This window comes from Streptomyces sp. NPDC058000, from assembly GCF_042886435.1.
Lineage (GTDB): Bacteria > Actinomycetota > Actinomycetes > Streptomycetales > Streptomycetaceae > Streptomyces.
Genome location: NZ_JBHVQS010000081.1, coordinates 15,723 through 33,214, shown reverse-complemented (window position 1 = coordinate 33,214; position 17,492 = coordinate 15,723). Strand labels below are relative to the sequence as shown.

16 protein-coding genes are annotated in these 17,492 nt (G+C 72.0%); 6 read left to right on the top strand and 10 right to left on the bottom strand.

Annotated elements, in window-relative coordinates; translation table 11 throughout:
• Nucleotides 1–215: 215 nt before the first annotated feature.
• Both ACFVT2_RS39685 and ACFVT2_RS39680 read right to left on the bottom strand, forming a co-directional pair.
• Nucleotides 216–749 carry a YbjN domain-containing protein gene (locus ACFVT2_RS39685; RefSeq protein ID WP_390026346.1) on the bottom strand — a complete coding sequence of 178 codons (534 nt, stop codon included), beginning with the start codon at nt 747–749 and terminating at the stop codon, nt 216–218.
• A complete protein-coding gene (locus tag ACFVT2_RS39680) occupies nt 742–2,160 on the bottom strand; it encodes a glycosyltransferase (RefSeq protein WP_390026343.1) in 1,419 nt (472 codons plus the stop codon). Before ACFVT2_RS39680 ends, ACFVT2_RS39685 begins: the two co-directional genes overlap by 8 nt.
• Before the next feature lie 206 nt (nt 2,161–2,366).
• On the opposite strand from ACFVT2_RS39680, the gene ACFVT2_RS39675 reads away from it, so the two are divergent.
• The gene (locus ACFVT2_RS39675) at nt 2,367–3,218 is read left to right on the top strand and encodes a class I SAM-dependent methyltransferase (protein ID WP_390026341.1); all 852 of its coding nucleotides are present in this window, start codon (nt 2,367–2,369) and stop codon (nt 3,216–3,218) included.
• A gap of 85 nt (nt 3,219–3,303) precedes the next feature.
• Here the strand turns inward: ACFVT2_RS39675 and ACFVT2_RS39670 are convergent, their stop codons facing one another.
• The 4 genes from ACFVT2_RS39670 to ACFVT2_RS39655 form a co-directional block, all read right to left on the bottom strand.
• Nucleotides 3,304–4,179, bottom strand: coding sequence for a helix-turn-helix transcriptional regulator (locus ACFVT2_RS39670; protein ID WP_390026338.1), 876 nt, complete (start codon nt 4,177–4,179; stop codon nt 3,304–3,306).
• Between the two features lie 48 nt (nt 4,180–4,227).
• Nucleotides 4,228–4,716 (bottom strand): NUDIX hydrolase, encoded by a 489-nt coding sequence (locus ACFVT2_RS39665; RefSeq protein ID WP_390026335.1) that lies wholly within the window; start codon nt 4,714–4,716, stop codon nt 4,228–4,230.
• Nucleotides 4,717–4,769: 53 nt separating this feature from the next.
• Complete coding sequence (locus ACFVT2_RS39660; RefSeq protein WP_390026332.1) at nt 4,770–5,978, bottom strand: CHAD domain-containing protein; 1,209 nt, start codon at nt 5,976–5,978, stop codon at nt 4,770–4,772.
• Between the two features lie 166 nt (nt 5,979–6,144).
• A complete protein-coding gene (locus tag ACFVT2_RS39655; RefSeq protein ID WP_390026330.1) occupies nt 6,145–8,442 on the bottom strand; it encodes an RNA degradosome polyphosphate kinase in 2,298 nt (765 codons plus the stop codon).
• 313 nt (nt 8,443–8,755) lie between these two features.
• Here ACFVT2_RS39655 and ACFVT2_RS39650 point away from each other — a divergent pair, with 313 nt between their 5' ends.
• Nucleotides 8,756–9,379: a GNAT family N-acetyltransferase gene (locus tag ACFVT2_RS39650; protein ID WP_390026328.1), complete on the top strand. Its 624-nt coding sequence runs from the start codon at nt 8,756–8,758 to the stop codon at nt 9,377–9,379.
• A 122-nt stretch (nt 9,380–9,501) separates the two neighbouring features.
• Here the strand turns inward: ACFVT2_RS39650 and mshD are convergent, their stop codons facing one another.
• A complete protein-coding gene (gene mshD, locus ACFVT2_RS39645; protein WP_390026351.1) occupies nt 9,502–10,419 on the bottom strand; it encodes a mycothiol synthase in 918 nt (305 codons plus the stop codon).
• A gap of 187 nt (nt 10,420–10,606) precedes the next feature.
• Between mshD and ACFVT2_RS39640 the strand changes: the two genes are divergently transcribed.
• Entirely contained in the window at nt 10,607–12,424 is a 1,818-nt protein-coding gene (locus tag ACFVT2_RS39640; RefSeq protein WP_390026326.1) for a bifunctional metallophosphatase/5'-nucleotidase, read from the top strand.
• 73 nt (nt 12,425–12,497) lie between these two features.
• Here the strand turns inward: ACFVT2_RS39640 and ACFVT2_RS39635 are convergent, their stop codons facing one another.
• Together ACFVT2_RS39635 and ACFVT2_RS39630 are read right to left on the bottom strand one after the other, a co-directional pair.
• The gene (locus tag ACFVT2_RS39635) at nt 12,498–12,704 is read right to left on the bottom strand and encodes a DUF397 domain-containing protein (protein ID WP_390026323.1); all 207 of its coding nucleotides are present in this window, start codon (nt 12,702–12,704) and stop codon (nt 12,498–12,500) included.
• Nucleotides 12,691–13,578: a helix-turn-helix domain-containing protein gene (locus ACFVT2_RS39630; RefSeq protein WP_390026320.1), complete on the bottom strand. Its 888-nt coding sequence runs from the start codon at nt 13,576–13,578 to the stop codon at nt 12,691–12,693. Before ACFVT2_RS39630 ends, ACFVT2_RS39635 begins: the two co-directional genes overlap by 14 nt.
• Nucleotides 13,579–13,997: 419 nt before the next feature.
• Between ACFVT2_RS39630 and ACFVT2_RS39625 the strand changes: the two genes are divergently transcribed.
• Both ACFVT2_RS39625 and ACFVT2_RS39620 read left to right on the top strand, forming a co-directional pair.
• A complete protein-coding gene (locus ACFVT2_RS39625) occupies nt 13,998–14,210 on the top strand; it encodes a hypothetical protein (RefSeq protein ID WP_390026317.1) in 213 nt (70 codons plus the stop codon).
• Nucleotides 14,211–14,441: 231 nt separating this feature from the next.
• Entirely contained in the window at nt 14,442–14,618 is a 177-nt protein-coding gene (locus ACFVT2_RS39620; protein WP_390026314.1) for a hypothetical protein, read from the top strand.
• A gap of 308 nt (nt 14,619–14,926) precedes the next feature.
• Here ACFVT2_RS39620 and ACFVT2_RS39615 read toward each other — a convergent pair whose 3' ends face one another.
• Nucleotides 14,927–15,784: an SDR family oxidoreductase gene (locus ACFVT2_RS39615; RefSeq protein ID WP_390026312.1), complete on the bottom strand. Its 858-nt coding sequence runs from the start codon at nt 15,782–15,784 to the stop codon at nt 14,927–14,929.
• Nucleotides 15,785–15,960: 176 nt separating this feature from the next.
• Between ACFVT2_RS39615 and ACFVT2_RS39610 the strand changes: the two genes are divergently transcribed.
• Nucleotides 15,961–17,457 (top strand): DUF2993 domain-containing protein, encoded by a 1,497-nt coding sequence (locus tag ACFVT2_RS39610; protein ID WP_390026309.1) that lies wholly within the window; start codon nt 15,961–15,963, stop codon nt 17,455–17,457.
• Nucleotides 17,458–17,492 lie beyond the last annotated feature (35 nt).

Here is a 17,492-nt window from a genome sequence, read left to right as displayed (position 1 = left end):
GGACCCCAAGCCATTCATCTGGACCAAGACGGCCGAGGAGATCCTCGACTCCCTCGCCCGTTTCTGCCGACGAATCTCCGGCGCAGGACACTAGCCCGGCGCCGCTAGGACGCGTCCGATCCTGATCCACCGGACCGGCCCCGGGGCCCGCCGAGCCTCGTAGCGGCTGCCGGGGCGAGTTCGCCGGGGCGGCCGTGGGCGGGGTGGCGGGGCGGCTACCCCTCCGCGTCGCCCCGTGTCAGCCGCTCGAAGGCCGCCAGGTTGCGGGTGGACTCGCCGCGCGCCACCCGCCAGGCGTACTCCTTGCGGATCGCCGAGGCGAAGCCCATCTCCAAGAGGGTGTTGAAGCTGCCGTCGGCGTTCTCCAGGACGGTGCCGAGGATCCGGTCCAGTTCGGCGGGGGTGACGGCGGCCAGCGGGAGCTTGCCGACGAGGTAGATGTCGCCGAGCTGGTCGATCGCGTAACTGACGCCGTAGAGGCGGGTGTTGCGTTCGAGGAGCCAGCGGTGGACCCCCTCGTGGTTCTCGTCCGGCCGGCGGACGACGAAGGCGTTGAGGGAGAGCGAGTGGCGGCCCACGATCAGCGAACAGGTCGTGGAGAGCTTGCGGGTGCCGGGCAGCTTGACGACGTAGGTGCCCGCGGCGGGCGACTCCCACTCCAGGTCGGCGTCCTTGAGGGTGCGCTCGATCACCGCACCGGCATCCGTCATCTGCCGCTGGCCCGCGGAGGGCTCCCGTTCCTCACCCATGCAGCGATCGTAGGTGACGGCGGCGCTCCTGCATCGCGGCGGTGTAGACGTCGGCGGTCGCGGCGGCGGCGGTGTCCCAGCCGAAGGACTGGGCGTGCCGGGCCGCGGCGCTGCCCATCCGGGCGGCCAGCGACGGGTCGTCGAGGAAGCGGCGCAGCGCCCGGGCGTATTCCGCCGGGTCGTGGCCGGCGACCAGGAAGCCGCTGACGCCGTCCCGCACCGCCACCGGCAACCCGCCGACCGCGGCCGCCACGACCGGGGTGCCGCACGCCTGGGCCTCGATCGCCACCAGCCCGAACGATTCGCTGTACGAGGGCATGACCAGCACGGACGCGGCGCGGTACCAGTCGGCGAGCTGCTCCTGGCCGACCGGCGGACGGAACCGCACCAGATCGGCGATGCCCAGCCGGGCCGCCAGCTTCTGCAGGCCCTCGGGCTTGGCCAGGCCGCTGCCGCTGGGCCCGCCGACCACCGGGACCACCAGCCGGGAACGCAGCGAGGGGTCCCCGTCGACCAGCACCGCGGCGGCGCGCAGCAGGATGTCGGGGGCCTTCAGCGGCTGTATGCGGCCGGCGAAGAGCGGGATGACCGCGTCCTGCGGCAGCCCGAGGCGGGCCCGGGCGGCGGCCCGGCTGGCCGCGACGTCGTCGACACCATCAACACCATCAACACCGCCGACACCGCCCACACCGCCGTCCACCAGCGGCCGGAAGCGGTCGAGGTTGACGCCGGGGTGGACCACCGCGACCTTGCCGGGATCGGCGTCGTAGTGCCGGACCAGCTCGGCCGCCTCCTCGGCGGTGTTGGCTATCAGGCGGTCGGCGGCCTCGACGATCTGGGTCTCGCCGATCACCCGGGCGTGCGGCTCGAGGGCGTCGCCGACGGCCAGCGCGGCGTTCTTGACCTTCGCCATGGTGTGCATGGCGTGCACGAGGGGGACCCGCCAGCGGTCCGCGGCCAGCCAGCCGACGTGGCCGGAGAGCCAGTAGTGGGAGTGCACCAGGTCGTAGTAGCCGGGGCGGTGGCCCGCCCATGCCTGCATCACGCCGTGGGTGAAGGCGCACAGCTGGGCCGGCAGCTCCTCCTTGGCCAGCCCCTCGTACGGGCCCGCGTCGACGTGCCGGACCAGCACGCCGGGCGCCAGCTCGACGGCGGGCGGCAGGGCCGCGGTGGTGGCCCGGGTGAAGATCTCCACCTCGATGCCGTGCGCGGCGAGCTTCCGGGCCAGCTCGACGATGTAGACGTTCATCCCGCCGGCGTCGCCGGTGCCGGGTTGGTGGAGCGGGGAGGTGTGCACGCTGAGCATCGCCACCCGGCGGGGGCGCCGGGCCCCTCCGGGCAGGCGCAGTCGCGACGGGACCGCGAACTGGCTGTGGGGACGGCTGCGGAGCCTGGACACATATTGGCTCACTGCGAGCTACCTCCTAGACGAGGGCGGGTGGCGCGCCTCCGCCCCCCTGCAACAACGCCGGACCACCATCCATTTCCGTCCGGCCCGTCGTCTTCGAACTTTCTTCGTACTTTGCCAAAGCGTGACCGCGGGCCGGGGCGCGGCCCTGGTCAGGGCACCCGACCGGCCGGGCCGCCGCGGCCCCATACCCTCGATACCCTCGCTGCATGGCCCGCCGCTCCCCCGTTTCCGCCTCCCGCACCGCCGCCGTACCGGCCCCCGCGCCGTCCCGGCCGGTCGGAAACGCCACCCGCGGCACCACCAACCCCAACCGGCTGCGCCGCATGGACCGCTGGATCGCCGCCGAGCACGGCGCGGAACTGCGCCGCACCGCCGACCCGGTCGCGGTCGACCTGGGCTACGGCGCCGCCCCTTGGACCGCGCTGGAGCTGCTCGGGAGGCTGCGTACGGTCCGGCCGGACGCCCAGGTCGTCGGCATCGAGATCGACCCGGCCCGGGTCGCCGCGGCCCTGCCGTACGCCCGCGCCGGGCTGGACTTCGTCCACGGCGGCTTCGAGGTGCCGCTGCCCGGCGGGCCCGGCCGCGCGCCGGTCCTCATCCGGGCCGCGAACGTACTCCGCCAGTACGACGAGGACGAGGTCGCCGCGGTCTGGGCGCGGCTGTGCGCCCGGTTGGCGCCCGACGGGCTCCTGGTCGAGGGCACCTGCGACGAGATCGGGCGGCGCCACGTCTGGGTCGCGCTGGGCCCCGAGGGCCCCCGCACGGTCACCTTCGCAACCCGGCTCGGCTCCCTCGACACCCCATCCGACCTGGCCGAACGTCTCCCCAAGACGCTGATCCACCGCAATGTGCCGGGCGAGCCGGTACACGCCTTCCTGCGCGACTTCGACCGTGCCTGGGCGAGCGCCGCCCCGCTCGGCGCGCTCGGCGCCCGGCAGCGGTGGCGCGCCGCGGTCGCCTCCCTGGCGACGGACTGGCCGCTGGCCGGGGACCCCCGCCGGCGGCGCCAGGGCGAGGTCACGGTGCGGTGGGAGGCGCTGGCCCCGCGCGGCGGCTGACCGGTGCGCCCGGCCGGAGCCCGTTCCACGGTCACCGCCGCGGCCGCTCCGACCCTGGTGCGCCGGACAGACCGGCCGGCCCTACCTAGGACGCGCTCCCCACCGGGACCGCCGTGCCGGCCGCCAGCCCGCGCAGCCGGGCCTCGGACTCCGACCCGGGCGACGCGGTGTACGTCACCAGCACCTGGTCCGGGTCCGCGCCCAGCCGGAAGCTCTCGAAGGTGACGGTCAGCTCCCCGGCCTCCGGGTGCCGGATCCGCTTGGTGCCGCGCAGGCACTCGTACACCCCTTGCGCCGCCCACATCCGGCGGAACTCCGGGCTGCGGTCGAGGAGTTCGCTCACCACCTCGCAGATCCGCGGATCGTCCGGGTGCCGGCCGCTGTCGGCGCGCAGATTGCCGACGACCTCCTCGGCCTTCTTGTCCCAGTCCGGGTACCGCTCCCGGGCGGCCGGTTCGAGGAAGACCAGCAGTGCGGTGTTCCGCCGGTCGGGGTCCAGCGCTGCGAGGTCGAAGGAGAGCCGGGCGCCGGAGTCGTTCCACGCCAGGATGTCCAGGCCGCGGCCCAGCACGACGGCGGCGACCGTGCGGTCCATGGCCGCCAGCAGCTGCCGGATCTCCGGCCGCACGGTCTGTGCCGGTCCGGGCACGCAGCCGGCGGCCCCGTCGGCGGGGCGGCGGCGCGGCATCGCGACGTTCCGCAGATACGTCACTTCGCCATCCGAGAGTCGCAGCGCCCGCGCGATGGCGTCCAGGACGGAGTCGGAGACGGCGGGCGCCCGGCCCTGCTCGATCCGGATGTAGTAGTCCACGCTGATCCCGGCGAGCTGGGCGACCTCCTCGCGCCGCAGCCCGCGCACCCGGCGCCGGCCGAACCCGTCGGGCAGACCTACCTCGGCCGGGTCGAGCTCGGCACGGCGCGCCTTGAGGAAGGCGCTGATCTCGATTTCCCCGTGCAGCATCACTCCAGTATGCGCCGGTCGGCGCGAGGGCTGACGCCTCGGCGCCGCTCAGCCGTTCCCGTCCGGCGCCTCACCCGGTGCGTGCAGCGCGGCCAGCAGGGCCGCCACCAGGTCCTTGTCGCGGTCCTGGGTGAGCAGGTCGCGGGCCACGTCCGGCGGCACCCACAGCAGGCGGTCCACCTCCTTGTTGGGGATGAACCCGCCGCCGGTGGCCTCGGCGGCCCAGTAGCGGACCTCCTTGGGCCGGCCGCCGACCCGATAGCGGACGGTGGGGAGTTCCGGGCCGGGTGCGCAGGTCGCCCCGGTCTCCTCCAGCACCTCGCGCAGCGCGCCGCGCAGCGGGTCCTCCCGCGGCTTCAGCTTGCCCTTGGGGTACGACCAGTCGTCCCACTTCGGTCGGTGCACCAGGGCCAGCACGATCCCGTCGCCCCCCGGCGCCCGGCGCCACAGCACGCAGCCCGCCGCCCGGATCGGCCCGGCCACCGGTGTCCGCGCGCCGGCCGCTCCGCCGCCCTTGTGGCCCGCCGTCCTGCCCATCTCTCCCCTTTTCCGGTTTCCGGTTCCTTTTCCGGTTCCGTTTTCCGGCCCGCTCAGGCGGTGCGCTCGGCGGCCGGGCCGGGCAGCCACACCAGGCCGAAGGCGTACCGCGCCGCCTCGACCTCGTGACGCTGGTCGGCGTGGAGCACGCCCAGCGCGTACGCGGTGGCCGGCGCGATCCGCGGGGTACGGGCCGCGGCGGCGGCCGCGCCGGCCGCCTCGGCGGCGTCACGGTGGTGCTCCAGGGCCCGGCCGGATTCGGTCAGCCGGGGGTCGACCGTCTCGGGGGCGACCACCTCCTGGGCGTAGTTGCTCAGCCGGACCAGCAGCCGCACCTGGTGCCAGGGCGCGTCCTGGTGGTGGTGGTCGACGGCGAGCGCGGCGGCGTTGTACGGGTGGCCGGCGCGGGCCAGCGGCAGGGTGGCGACCGCCTCGGCGAGCCGCCGGTGCGCCTGCTCGGCGAGCGGCGGCAGGGCCTCCGCGGCGGACACCTCGCCGGCCCGGCGGGCCAGCGGCGCCTCCGAGGCGAGCACCGCGACCGCGTCCGCGACGGCGTGGAAGCGGGACGAGCCGAGCGCCTGGAGGGCCGCGGAGTGGGCCCGCGTACGGGCCAGGGTGAGTTGCCGGTCGAGCAGCGCCCCGGCCCGGGCGGCCCCGGCGGCGAGCGCGCTCTCCCGGTCCGGTTCGGTGGCGGCGGCCGGGACGGTGGCCGTGGCGGCGCTGCCGGACGCGGCCGGGCGGCCGTCCCGGGCGCTCCGGCTCCCCCGTCCGCCCCGCTCCGCCGGCCGTTCGATCCGCTCGGCGCGCCCGGTGAGCCGCTGCAACGCCCCCATCAGCCGGTCGCGGCGCGCCGTGCACGCCTGCTCACGGGCCAGCGTGCCGCTCAACCAGCCGAGTTCGGCGCGGAGTTGATCGGCCCAGAGCTCTTCGGTCAGCGGCCGGAAGGTGTGCAGCGTGGCGCTGATCCGGCGGGCGGCGCGACGCAGTTGCCGGGCCGCCTCGCCGGCGCCCGCCGCATCCGGGCCGGCCTCCCGGTGGAGCCGCAGACTGCGCAGGAATTCCGCGGCGTGCCAGTGGAGGTAGCCGGCCAGCACCTCCTCGGCCGTCCGCCCGGCGAGCCCGGGCCCGGCCGGGTCGTCATCGGGCCCGTACGGCACCCCGGCCGCGTAGCTCCCGCCTTCCCCCCGGTAGTTCCCGCCCGCCGTGGCGTAATTGCCGCCCGCCGCCCCGTAGGGACCGTCGTCCGCCCCGTGCCTCAGCATCTCCCCGTACGCCCTGTCCCCGTACACACCGTCCCCCGGCCCGTCCACTACCGCTGCACGGGCCCCCGGCGTCCGGCCGGGCTCGTATCCGATTCCGCTTCCGATTCCGCTACTGATCCCCGTGCCGGTACCGAGGAGACCGGGCCACGGCCCCCCGGCCGGCTGGTCATGTCGCTGGGCCACGCCGGCGCCTCCGGGCGTCGATGAGCATTTCCTGTACGTTCCGCAGCGGGGTGCCGTCCGCGTCCACCGCGCGCCGGGTCCAGTTGCCGTCCGGGCCCAGGTGCCAGGACGAGGTCGAGTCCGACGTCCCGGTTTCCAGCAGCCGGTTGAGGGCCGCCCGGTGGGCCGGGTCGGTGACCCGCACCAGTGCCTCGATCCGCCGGTCGAGGTTGCGGTGCATCATGTCGGCGCTGCCCAGCCACACCTCGGGCTCGCCGCCGTTGCCGAAGGCGAAGACCCGGGAGTGCTCCAGGAAGCGGCCGAGGATGCTGCGGACCCGGATGTTCTCGCTCAGCCCGGCGACCCCGGGGCGCAGCGCACAGATGCCGCGTACCCAGACGTCGACGGGCACCCCGGCCTGCGAGGCCCGGTAGAGCGCGTCGACGACCGCCTCGTCGACCATCGAGTTGACCTTGATGCGGACGTAGGCGGGACGGCCCGCCCGGTGGTGCGCGGCTTCCTTGTTGATCCGCTGGATCAGCCCGTCGCGCAGCGAGGTGGGCGCCACCAGCAGTCGGCGGTAGGTCTCCCGCCGGGAGTAGCCGCTGAGCCGGTTGAAGAGGTCGGAGAGGTCAGCTCCTACCTGGGGGTCCGCGGTCAGCAGCCCCAGGTCCTCGTACAACCTGGCCGTCTTGGGGTGGTAGTTGCCGGTCCCCACGTGGGAGTACCGGCGCAGGGTCTCGCCCTCCTGGCGGACCACCAGGGACAGCTTGCAGTGCGTCTTCAGCCCCACCAGGCCGTAGACGACGTGGCAGCCGGCCTCCTCCAGCTTCCGTGCCCACTTGATGTTGGCCTGCTCGTCGAAGCGCGCCTTGATCTCCACGAGGACCAGCACCTGCTTGCCGGACTCGGCGGCGTCTATCAGGGCGTCCACGATCGGGGAGTGGTCGGAGGTGCGGTAGAGGGTCTGCTTGATGGCGAGCACGTTCGGGTCGGCGGCGGCCTGCTCCAGGAACGCCTGCACGGAGGTGGAGAACGAGTCGTAGGGGTGGTGCAGCAGCACGTCGCGGGCGCGCAGCGCGGCGAAGACGTCGGGTGCGGACGCCGACTCCACCTCCGCCAGGTCGCGGTGGGTGCCCGCCACGAACTTGGGGTACTTCAGCTCCGGCCGGTCCAGCGCCCCTATGCCGAACAGTCCGGTCAGGTCGAGCGGGCCGGGCAGCGGGTAGACCTCGGCCTCGGAGACCTTCAGCTCCTGGACCAGCAGGTCCAGGACGGACGGGTCGATGGACTCCTCGACCTCCAGGCGGACGGGCGGCCCGAAGCGCCGCCGCATCAGCTCCTTCTCCAGGGCCTGGAGGAGGTTCTCGGCGTCGTCCTCCTCCACCTCCAGGTCCTCGTTGCGGGTCACCCGGAACATGTGGTGCGCCCGCACCTCCATCCCCGGGAACAGCTCCTCCAGGTGGGCGGCGATCACGTCCTCGATGGGCACGTACCGCTGCGGGGACGCCTCCAGGAAGCGGGAGAGCAACGGCGGGACCTTCACTCGCGCAAAGTGATCGTGCCCGCTGACCGGATTGCGGACGACCACGGCCAGATTCAGCGACAGCCCGGAGATGTACGGGAAGGGGTGCGCCGGGTCGACCGCCAGCGGCGTGAGCACCGGGAAGATCTGCTGCCGGAACAGCGTGAACAGCCGGGCCTGCTCCTTCTCGGTCAGATCGGGCCAGCGGATCAGGTGAATGCCCTGGTCGGCGAGTTCCGGTGCGACGTCCTGCTGGAAGCAGGCGGCGTGCCGCGCCATCAGCTCCCGGGACCGGGTCCAGATCTGGTCCAGCACCTCCCGGGGCTGGAGCCCGGAGGCGGAGCGGGTGGCGACCCCGGTCGCGATCCGCCGCTTGAGGCCGGCGACCCGGACCATGAAGAACTCGTCCAGGTTGCTGGCGAAAATCGCAAGGAAGTTCGCCCGTTCGAGGAGCGGGGTGCCCGGGTCCTCGGCCAGCTCCAGCACCCGCTCGTTGAACCCCAGCCAACTGCGCTCCCGGTCCAGGAAGCGCCCGCTGGGCAGCTCCTCGCCGTTCGCACCCGGGACGCCGCGGTCCTCGTAGGCATCCGGATCGGCGTCGAGGTCGGGCTCCAGCCCGGAGAGGGCGCGCCGGACCGCGTTCGGGCGGTGCGCGGCGATCGAGCCCACCGACGGCTGCACCGAGGGCTGCTGCACCGAGGAGTCTGCCACCCTCGGCGATTCCTGGGACGGCATCTCGGGCTGGGCCGGGGCCTGAGCGCCGCGCTGCTGGTTCATGTCCTTATTCTTCCGCGCTCGGGCGCTTCCAGGCGCGCCAGGAGGCGGCGGCACGATTTCGAGCCGCGGGTTCGGGACGTTCGGCACAGCGGGCTGCATTCAGTGATGTTTGCAAGAGATCTTGAACCGCCGGTAACGCGAACATGGCGACCAGGCAAGCGGGAAACTACTCCCGGGTATTTCCCGGTCGGCTCACCGCCCCGCGATCTTCACATCCGCCAATCCGGGCGAAGCGCCGGAAGCCGGGCCGGCACCGCACGCGCATCCGGAAAACTCCCCGGCGCCGCCCGCCCCCGCTGCCTACGCTGAGCGCGTGCCCAGACCTTCCACACCACCCATACCGCCGCTGCCCCCACTCCCGTTCACCCCCGACTACCCACTGCGGACCGAGCGGCTGGACCTCCGCCCGGTGCGCCACGACGACTTCGACGCCGTCTACGCCTACCAGCGCCTCCCTGAGGTCTGCCGTTACCTCTACTGGGGCCCGCACGACGAGGCCGGCTCCCGCGCCTCCGTCGCCGACAAGGTCACCCGCACGACCCTGCGGGAGTCCGGCGACATCCTCCAGCTCGCCGTCGTCGTCCACGAGACGGGCACCCTGGTCGGCGACGTCACCTTCGTCTACACCCACCGCGAACACCGCCAGGGCGGCATCGGCTACGTCTTCCACCCCGACCACGCCGGCCACGGCTACGCCACCGAAGCCTCCCGCGCCCTGCTGAAGCTGGGCTTCGAGGGGCTCGGACTGCACCGCATCCAGGCCGAGTTGGACGGCCGCAACACCGCCTCCGCCAAGCTGCTGGAGCGCCTGGGCATGCGCCGCGAGGGCCAGCTGCGGGAGAACGAGTTCCTCGACGGCGAATGGAGCGACGAGGTGATCTACGCGATCCTGGCGCGCGAGTGGCGCGAGCAGCAGGAGCAGCCCCCGACGGCGTGACGACAGCGGCGGGGCGGGCACCCTGGCCCGCCCCGCCGCACACCATCACCGGCCATCCACCGCTCACCGGCCGCCGGCCACTCCCCGCACACCGGTCACGCCGGTCACACCCGTCACACCGGTCACGTCTCCGACCGGTACATCAGGTCCGTCTCGTGCGTGACGAAGCCCAGCCGCTCGTACACCGTCACCGCGGCCACGTTGTCCGCGTCCACGTAGAGCATCGCGGTCGCCAGGCCCTGCGCCGCCAGGTGCCGCAGCCCGATCGCGGTGAGCGCCTTGCCCAGGCCGCCGCCCTGCGCGCCCGGCCGCACCCCGAGGACGTAGACCTCACCCAGGCCCTCCTCGGCGTGCACCTTCGTCCAGTGGAAGCCGACCAGCCGGTCGTCCTTCTCGGCGAGGAAGAAGCCCTTGGGGTCGAACCACGGCTCGCCCTTGCGGTCGTCCAGGTCGCGCTGGGTCAGCGAGCCCTGCTCGGGGTGGTGCGCGAAGGCCGCCGCGTTGATCTCCAGCCAGGCCGCGTCGTCGGTGTCCGGCTGGAAGGTCCGCACCGTCACCCCCTCCGCGAGCACCGGCTCCGACAGGTCCAGGTCGGCCAGCGCCCGCCGCATCTGCCGCAGCTCACGGAACATCGTCAGCCCCAGCGTCTGCGCCAGGTGCCGGGCCGCCGGGTGCCCGCCGTGCGCCCACACCCGCAGCCGGCGCCCGGACTGGACGAGGAGTTCACCGCCCAGCGCCCGTCCGTGGCCCCGACCGCGGTAGCCCGGGTGGACGACCAGCTCGGCGGCCGGCGCCTCCACCGGGTCGGTGTCCTCCAGTTGCCCGTACCCGACCAGTTCCTCGGCGGCCTCCCCCGGCGCGAACACCAGCACATGCCGTACGCCGTCCCGCCGGCCGCCCCGCAGCTGGAGCCGCCCCTGCTCGGACACGGCCGGCTGCCCGTCCGTCCGCGCGGCCCGTTCGATCAGCTCAAGGACGGCCGCGGCCCCTTCCGGCGCGAGCTCGTCGACCACCTGGATCCTGCGGCCGGTCCGGCCCATCTCCTGTGCAGCGTCAGTCATGTCTGAAGCGTACGACGCTGCCGCGACGTCACGGGGGTGCCGCGGACGCCGCCGCGATCCGCCCGGCCACCGCCCGGCCACCGAGTCGTAAGCCGCCGACCCCTATCCCTCTACGCGCGTCGACAATATGCTGCCGTCCGCTCAGCACCATCCACGGAGGGGAACCATGCCACCGACACCTCAACGGCGCCGTCTGGCCCGCAGATTGGCCGCCGGCGCCGCCGTGCTCGCCACCGCCGCGGGCGTCACCCTGACCGCCACCGCGCCGCCCGCCGGCGCCGACAGCGGCCGCGCCCACCGGCCCGCCGGCACGGTCGACGTCCAGTTGCTCTCCTTCAACGACTTCCACGGCAACCTCGAACCGCCGCAGGGCTCCTCCGGCACCGTCGAGGAGCTCCAGGCCGACGGCACCAAGAAGACCGTCCCGGCCGGCGGCGTCGAGTACCTGGCGCAGTCCCTCCGCACCGCCCGCAAGGGCCACCCGTACTCCGTCACCGCGGCGGCCGGCGACATGATCGGCGCCAGCCCGCTGCTCTCCGGCCTCTTCCACGACGAGCCGACCATCGAGGCGATGAACAAGCTCGGCCTCGACGTCACCTCCGTCGGCAACCACGAATTCGACGAGGGCCGCACCGAGTTGACGCGGATGCAGCGCGGCGGCTGCCACCCCAAGGACGGCTGCTACGAGAAGGGCAAGACCTTCCAGGGCGCCGACTTCCCCTACCTGGCCGCCAACGTCACCGACGACAGGACCGGCAAGCCGATCCTCAAGCCGTACACGGTCTGGCAGCACAAGGGCGTCAAGATCGGCTTCATCGGTGTGACGCTCAAGGGCACCCCGGACATCGTCAACGCCGACGGCGTCAAGGACCTGACGTTCCACGACGAGGTCGCCACGATCAACAAGTACGCCAAGGTCCTCGACCGCCAGGGCGTCAAGGCGATCGTCGCGCTGATCCACGAGGGCGGCCTGCCCGCCTCCACCTCGTACAACTACGACTGCGACAGCCCCGGCCCGGGCGCCGGCATCTCCGGCCCGATCGTGGACATCGCCAAGCACGTCAGCCCCCAGGTGGACGCCCTCGTCACCGGCCACACCCACCAGTCCTACACCTGCACCATCCCCGACCCGGCCGGCCACCCCCGCACGGTCACCTCGGCCGCGTCCTACGGCCGCCTCTACACCGACACCACGCTCACCTACGACCGCCGGACCCACGACATCGTCCGCACCGCGGTCCACGGCCCGCACGCCACCAACCACGTGGTCGACCGCACCCAGCCGAAGGCGCCGGACATGACGTCCCTGATCGCCCGCTGGAACAAGCTCGCCGCCCCCGTCGCCAACAAGCCCGTCGGCTATATCTCCGCCGACATCAACGGCCGCGGCGCCGGCACCCCCGAAGAGCCCCTGGGCGATCTGATCGCCGACGCCCAGTTGGCGGCCACCCAGGACGCCGGCAAGGGCGGCGCCCAGCTCGCGCTGATGAACCCCGGCGGTATCCGCTCCGACCTCGCCTACAAGGCGTCCGGCGCCGAGGGCGACGGCGTCGTCACCTACGCCGAGGCGTTCACCGTCCAGCCGTTCACCAACATGACCAACGTCGTGGACCTGACCGGCGCTCAGCTCCTGGCCGCCCTCCAGCAGCAGGTCAGCGGCCCCAACGAGGCGTCCCCCAAGGTCCTCCAGATCTCCCGGGGCCTGACCTACACCCTGGACATGACCAAGCAGGGCGCCGCCCGCGTCGTCACCGACTCGATCAAGGTGGCCGGCTCGCCGCTCGACCCCGCCAAGACCTACCGCGTCGCCATGAACGAGTTCCTGGCCGGCGGCGGCGACGGCTTCCCCGCCCTCAAGCAGGGCACCAACAAGTACGTCGGCCCGTCGGACCTGGACGCCCTCACCGCCTACCTGACGGCGCACTCCACCCCGACCAGCCCCCTGGCCCCGCCGAAGGCGGACCGGATCACGCTCTTGAAGTGACGCAGTAGGACGTGCCGATGCCCCCTGCACAGGCTGTGCAGGGGGCATCACTGGCGTCGTTGACTATGTACCGCTACCGCTCGCCGAATGTGCCATTGACGACACCGGCGATGAATGCGCGCCATCCCTCGACAGAGCTGGTCACGACCGGGCCGGACTGATGCTTGCTGTCGCGCGTGGCGACTGCGGCGCCGAGGTTGGCCACCTCGACGCAATCGCCATTCCCCGCGCTATAGCTCGACTTGAACCACGCTGCGCCGCCTTGCTCAACCTTGCTCATACTCTCCTGCCACTTCAGCGATCAGGTGCCGCGACGCCGAACCATCGAGCGCCGTCTCCCAGATGTCTCGGAACGCCGCGTCGTACTCGTCTACTTCCTTCGGCTTGTCCAGGTACAAACTCCCTGTGAACCCCTCCACGTAGACAGTCGCGGGTTCTGACTCGCTCCCATCCGCGTTGAGAGGGAAGCGTAGAAGGTTGAATCCACCGGATGCGGCCCCTAGATGCATACCGTTGGCAAACGGCACGACGCAGATTTCGATGTTTGGCAGCTCTGACATGTAGACGAGGTGGGCGAGTTGCCGTGCCATCACCTCGGGTCCGCCGATGGGACGCCGCAGTACCGTCTCGTTCAGCACCACGCGGAACTTCAACGGATCAGTGGTCCGGGTGAGAATCGCTTGGCGCTCCATGCGCAAGCGCACCCGTCCTTCAAGGTTTTCCTCGCTGATGTCACGGAGATGACCACGGATGATCGCTCGCGCGTAGTCCTCGGTCTGTAGTTGTCCCGGTACAAGCTCGCTTTGGTACAGGGAAACGCTCACCGCTGCTTCGGACAAGCCTACGTACAGGTGGAACCCCTCCGGGATCACGTCCCCGTACGCATGCCACCAACCCCGCGCCTTGGTCTCCTTCGCAAGCGCCATCAGCACCTCGGTGAGGTCTGGAGGTGCTCCGTAAACCGTGCACATCGTCTGAACGTCGTGGCTGCGTAACGAAACCTGGCCCGTCTCGATGCGCCACATCTTGGCTTCCGACCACTCCAGCTTGCGGGCCGCAGCGCGCACCGTGAACCGGGACTTAGTGCGCAAGTCCCGTAAATGCCGGCCCAGTTGACGCCTCGGCACCGTCGACCCCGTAGGCCCATCGGTCACGAGCCCACCTCCTGCATGCAGTTCGAAGGACCCCCGACACCCGAAATGGAAACAGCCTGACACTCCGTCCGCAATGACGGTCTCCAGTTCGAACAATCAGTCTCGAATCCTCGAAGAGAAGTCTTGCTGATTCCGCTGACCGACCGGCACGCTGACACATGCCGTCGCTCTCCGCGTCCAGGCGACTGCGCACTGCAGTCATGGCGACCAAGCGAACCACCATCGCAGAAGGGCACCCCCATGCCGAGTCCACCCCCTTTCACTCCAGCCCCCTGGCCCGCCCCGCCCCAGCCGCGGCCCGGCTGCGCGCACTGTGCTGACCTCGACAACCGCCGCGACACCGCCCGCCAGCAGTGCGACCGCAGCGCCGAGACGGACTGCAACGTCATGTTGCGGCGGCATCTTCAGGAAGCGCACTCGTGATCGTCGCGCTGACCGTTCGCGGGGCCGAAGTCCGCCCCCGGGACGTCGTGTCCATCGGCGGCAATCCGCACACCGTGATCGACACCCGCGAGCTGGCCGGCTTCCGCAAGCGGCTCCAGTTCGCCGACGGCAACGCATACGTCCTCGCGCGTACGGCCCTCATCGAGGTGTCGCGACCCTACGTCGCCCAGCACACCGCCATCGCTTGACCAAGCCACCGAAGGCACCCGGCCACAGAGGTCAAAAAGCAGGACCCCGGCAACGGAGGCACCCGTCCCGGGGGATGGCCACCAGCCAATCCGAAGGAGCCGATGACAGTGCTCGACCCTATCTCCCGTTGCCTCGTGTGGGTATGGCAGTTCGTCGTGCCGCCCGTAGCACAGGGGCGGCACGCGCGAAGCCGGACGCACCAGCCTCTGGCCCGCGCCTGCACGACGGAGGTGCCCCGGCACCCTCGACCCAGTGCGGCCGGTACGACACGCGGGCCCGAGGAGCCGCTGAACAGTGATGCGGTCCCGCTGGTGCGGCCCTACGTCGTCGCGTACGAGGAGCGGCAGCGCCACCGCGACCGGGCGGCACTGACCCGGCTGATGGGACTCACGGCGGCCGGCCGGTGAACGGTAACGAGGACGGGCAGGCGCCGGAGCGGCCCCGTATGACCCTGCGCGTCTACACGGTCAATCGGTGTGGCGTCGTCACCGCGGCAAGGGGCGAAGTGCAGGTCGTGGTCGGAAAGCGGGCAGTTCCCGACCCCCTCGGCCTGACGTATCCGCCATGCCGGTGCCGACGCTGTGGTGACGCACCGGCGAGACGGGCGACGCTGACGTAGTCGTCGCAGTCGTCGCAGTCGTCCCAGTGCGCGGGCCGCCGGACGGATCCTCGGCGGCCCTCCCCACTCGTACGGGCCCGGCCGCGGGCCGGCGCCTCAGGAGAAGTCCCCCGCGTGGTCGCGCGCCCACTGGGCGAAGGTGCGGGCCGGGTGGCCGGTGACGCGTTCGACGGTGTCCGTCCCCGCGAAGAGGGGCGCGTCCACCGACCGGCCGAAGAGGCGGATGAGTTCGCGGGCTGCCGCCACGGGGAAGTGCGGGCCGGCCATCGCCTCGGCGGCCTCGTCCTCCGAGATCTGCTCGATGCGCGTCGGCCGGCCGATGGCCTCGCCGATGGCGGCGACCTGCTGGGCGTTGGTCAGCACCTCCGGGCCGGTGAGCTCGTAGACCTGTCCGACGTGGGTGCCGGTGCGGTCCAGGAGCGCGAGGGCGGCGACGTCCGCGAGGTCGGCCTCGTGGACGGGCACGCTCTGAGCACCCGGGTGCGGGTCGCGGACCACACCGTTCTCGCGGATCGCCGGGGCCCAATTGAACGCGTTGGTGGCGTAGTTGCCGCCGCGGAGGAAGGTCCACTCCAGGCCGGAATCGCGGATCACGCGCTCCACGAGGGCGTGCGAGCGGGCGATGAAGTTGGTCTCGTCGGCGGGCGTACCGGTCACCGCGAGGGAGGAGTTGAGGACGATCCGGGAGACGTCGGCCTTCACGGCGGCGTCGATCAACCGTTCCACGGACTCGCCGCCACCGGCCGCGAGGTTGAGGAAGAGGGCGTCGGCTTCGGCGAGCAGCGGGGCGGGGTCGGCGTCCTCGGTGAGGTCCGCGCGCACCGCCTCGACCTGGGCGGGAAGTCCGGCGCGGGCCGGGTCGCGAGTCAACGCACGAACTGGAACACCCTCTTCCACAAGGCGATCGACAAGACGGCGGCCGATATTGCCGGTTGCTCCGGTTACCACGATCATGGGGGCTCCTCCCGAGGGACGCGGCGGCGGAATCGCGCCGGGGAGGATGACGGTAGTTCAGGCCACCCCACGGACGCGGCAAGATTTTGCCAAGGACGGCCGGACAACTTTCGCGTATCTCACATTCCGTGAGCACGACTTGCGCTCCCGGGTCCCGCTCGTGGTGGGATGTGCGGATGCGAACCCCCACACGCATAGCTTCACCCTCGTCCCCACCTTCCCACCGGGCCGCCGCTTCCGGTTCCGCTTCCGAAGCCGGCGACCAGCCCCACATAGCCGGGCGCCCGGACGATCCGCAGGGTGACACCAGAGAGCTCCAGCCGGTCAATCCGTACGCGGACCTGGCCGACCTCGCCGATCCGGAACCGGGCCCGGCAGCGGGAGCCCCGTCCGGAATCCGGTCGGGAGCGCAGTTCGGAACACCGCCCGGAGCTCAGTCCGGAGCGCAGTCGAGCGGTCATGGGGACGGCCTGGAATTCGGGGCGGAGTACACCCCCTCGGCCCGGCAGCGCGGCTACCTCAACGAGCGGGACGACCACAACGACGATCCGCTGGGCCTGGGCCTGCGCTCGGACGACGAGGACGGCGCGGACGCCTGGTCGCCCCCGAACCACCGGAAGCTGAAGCGGGGCATCAGCCGCTTCGCGGCCGTTCCGCGCACGCTCAAGCTGCTGGTCGCGCTGGCGGCCTGCGCGGGGACGCTGACCCTCGCCGACCGGTTCGCCGTGCTGTACGCGCAGAACAAGGCCGAGGAGCAGGTGAAGACCGCCCTGCACCTGCACGCCCGGCCCGAGGTGGACATCCACGGCTTCCCCTTCCTCACCCAGGTCTTCGACAAGCAGCTCGACCAGGTCGACGTGGTGATCCCGGACGTCGCCGCGGACCGGGTCTCGCTGGCGAAGGTGGAGGCGTCCGCCCGGAACATCCGGCTCGACGGCGATCTGCCGACCGCCATCAAGGGCGCCACCATCGGCGAGATGCACGGCAGTGTGCTGCTCGCCTTCGACGATATGAACCGCGAACTGGGCGCTTCCCAGGTGAAGTTCAGCGGGGTGGGGCGCAACGGGGTGCGCGCCGTCGGCGAACTGCCGATCGCCGGACACACCTTGCGCGTACAGGCCGAGGCGCGCATCCAGCGCAACGGTGAGCGGGGGATCTCCACCGACATCGGGCAGATGCGGCTGGACATCGGCGACGTGGCGGTCTACCGCCCGGGCACCGGCACGGAGGAGGGCCTGCGGCTGACCCAGAAGGGCGCCGCCGAACTCAGCCGGCAGGCCGCCAAGGTCAAGGCGATGCTCAGCATTCCGGCCATCGCCGAGCGGATCGGCATTCCCCGCGAGTACATCGACGCCGCCCTGCGCAGCGACGACAAGCTGCACGACCTGATCGGCTCGCCGCGCTTCGTCCATCAGCTGATGAACGTCAACCTCGTCGACGTGGTGATGGAGCACCCCTGGCTGCTCCAGAAGGTCGGCATCGACGCGAAGATGCTCGGCGCCCTGACCGAACTGACGAAGCCTCAGCTCGCCGACCGGCTGTCGCTCTCCTTCCAGCTCCCCAAGACCCCGGGCGATGTGCGGCTGCGCAACATCACCGTGGAGAGCGACGGCATCCACGCCGATCTCACCGGCTCGAACCTGCCGTTCGGCGACGCCGCGAAGGGGAAGTAGGGCCCGGGGAAGGGAAGCAGGGCCCGGGGCGGGGA

What these genes read in the sequence shown, in the direction of transcription:
- ACFVT2_RS39660 (WP_390026332.1), bottom strand. Translation starts at nt 5,978, where the DNA reads ATGCTGAGGCACGGGGCGGACGACGGTCCCTACGGGGCGGCGGGCGGC.
- ACFVT2_RS39655 (WP_390026330.1), bottom strand. Translation starts at nt 8,442, where the DNA reads ATGAACCAGCAGCGCGGCGCTCAGGCCCCGGCCCAGCCCGAGATGCCG.
- ACFVT2_RS39640 (WP_390026326.1), top strand. Translation starts at nt 10,607, where the DNA reads ATGCCACCGACACCTCAACGGCGCCGTCTGGCCCGCAGATTGGCCGCC.
- ACFVT2_RS39675 (WP_390026341.1), top strand. Translation starts at nt 2,367, where the DNA reads ATGGCCCGCCGCTCCCCCGTTTCCGCCTCCCGCACCGCCGCCGTACCG.
- ACFVT2_RS39610 (WP_390026309.1), top strand. Translation starts at nt 15,961, where the DNA reads ATGCGAACCCCCACACGCATAGCTTCACCCTCGTCCCCACCTTCCCAC.
- ACFVT2_RS39670 (WP_390026338.1), bottom strand. Translation starts at nt 4,179, where the DNA reads ATGCTGCACGGGGAAATCGAGATCAGCGCCTTCCTCAAGGCGCGCCGT.
- ACFVT2_RS39685 (WP_390026346.1), bottom strand. Translation starts at nt 749, where the DNA reads ATGGGTGAGGAACGGGAGCCCTCCGCGGGCCAGCGGCAGATGACGGAT.
- ACFVT2_RS39615 (WP_390026312.1), bottom strand. Translation starts at nt 15,784, where the DNA reads ATGATCGTGGTAACCGGAGCAACCGGCAATATCGGCCGCCGTCTTGTC.
- ACFVT2_RS39635 (WP_390026323.1), bottom strand. Translation starts at nt 12,704, where the DNA reads ATGAGCAAGGTTGAGCAAGGCGGCGCAGCGTGGTTCAAGTCGAGCTAT.
- ACFVT2_RS39665 (WP_390026335.1), bottom strand. Translation starts at nt 4,716, where the DNA reads ATGGGCAGGACGGCGGGCCACAAGGGCGGCGGAGCGGCCGGCGCGCGG.
- mshD (WP_390026351.1), bottom strand. Translation starts at nt 10,419, where the DNA reads ATGGGCCGGACCGGCCGCAGGATCCAGGTGGTCGACGAGCTCGCGCCG.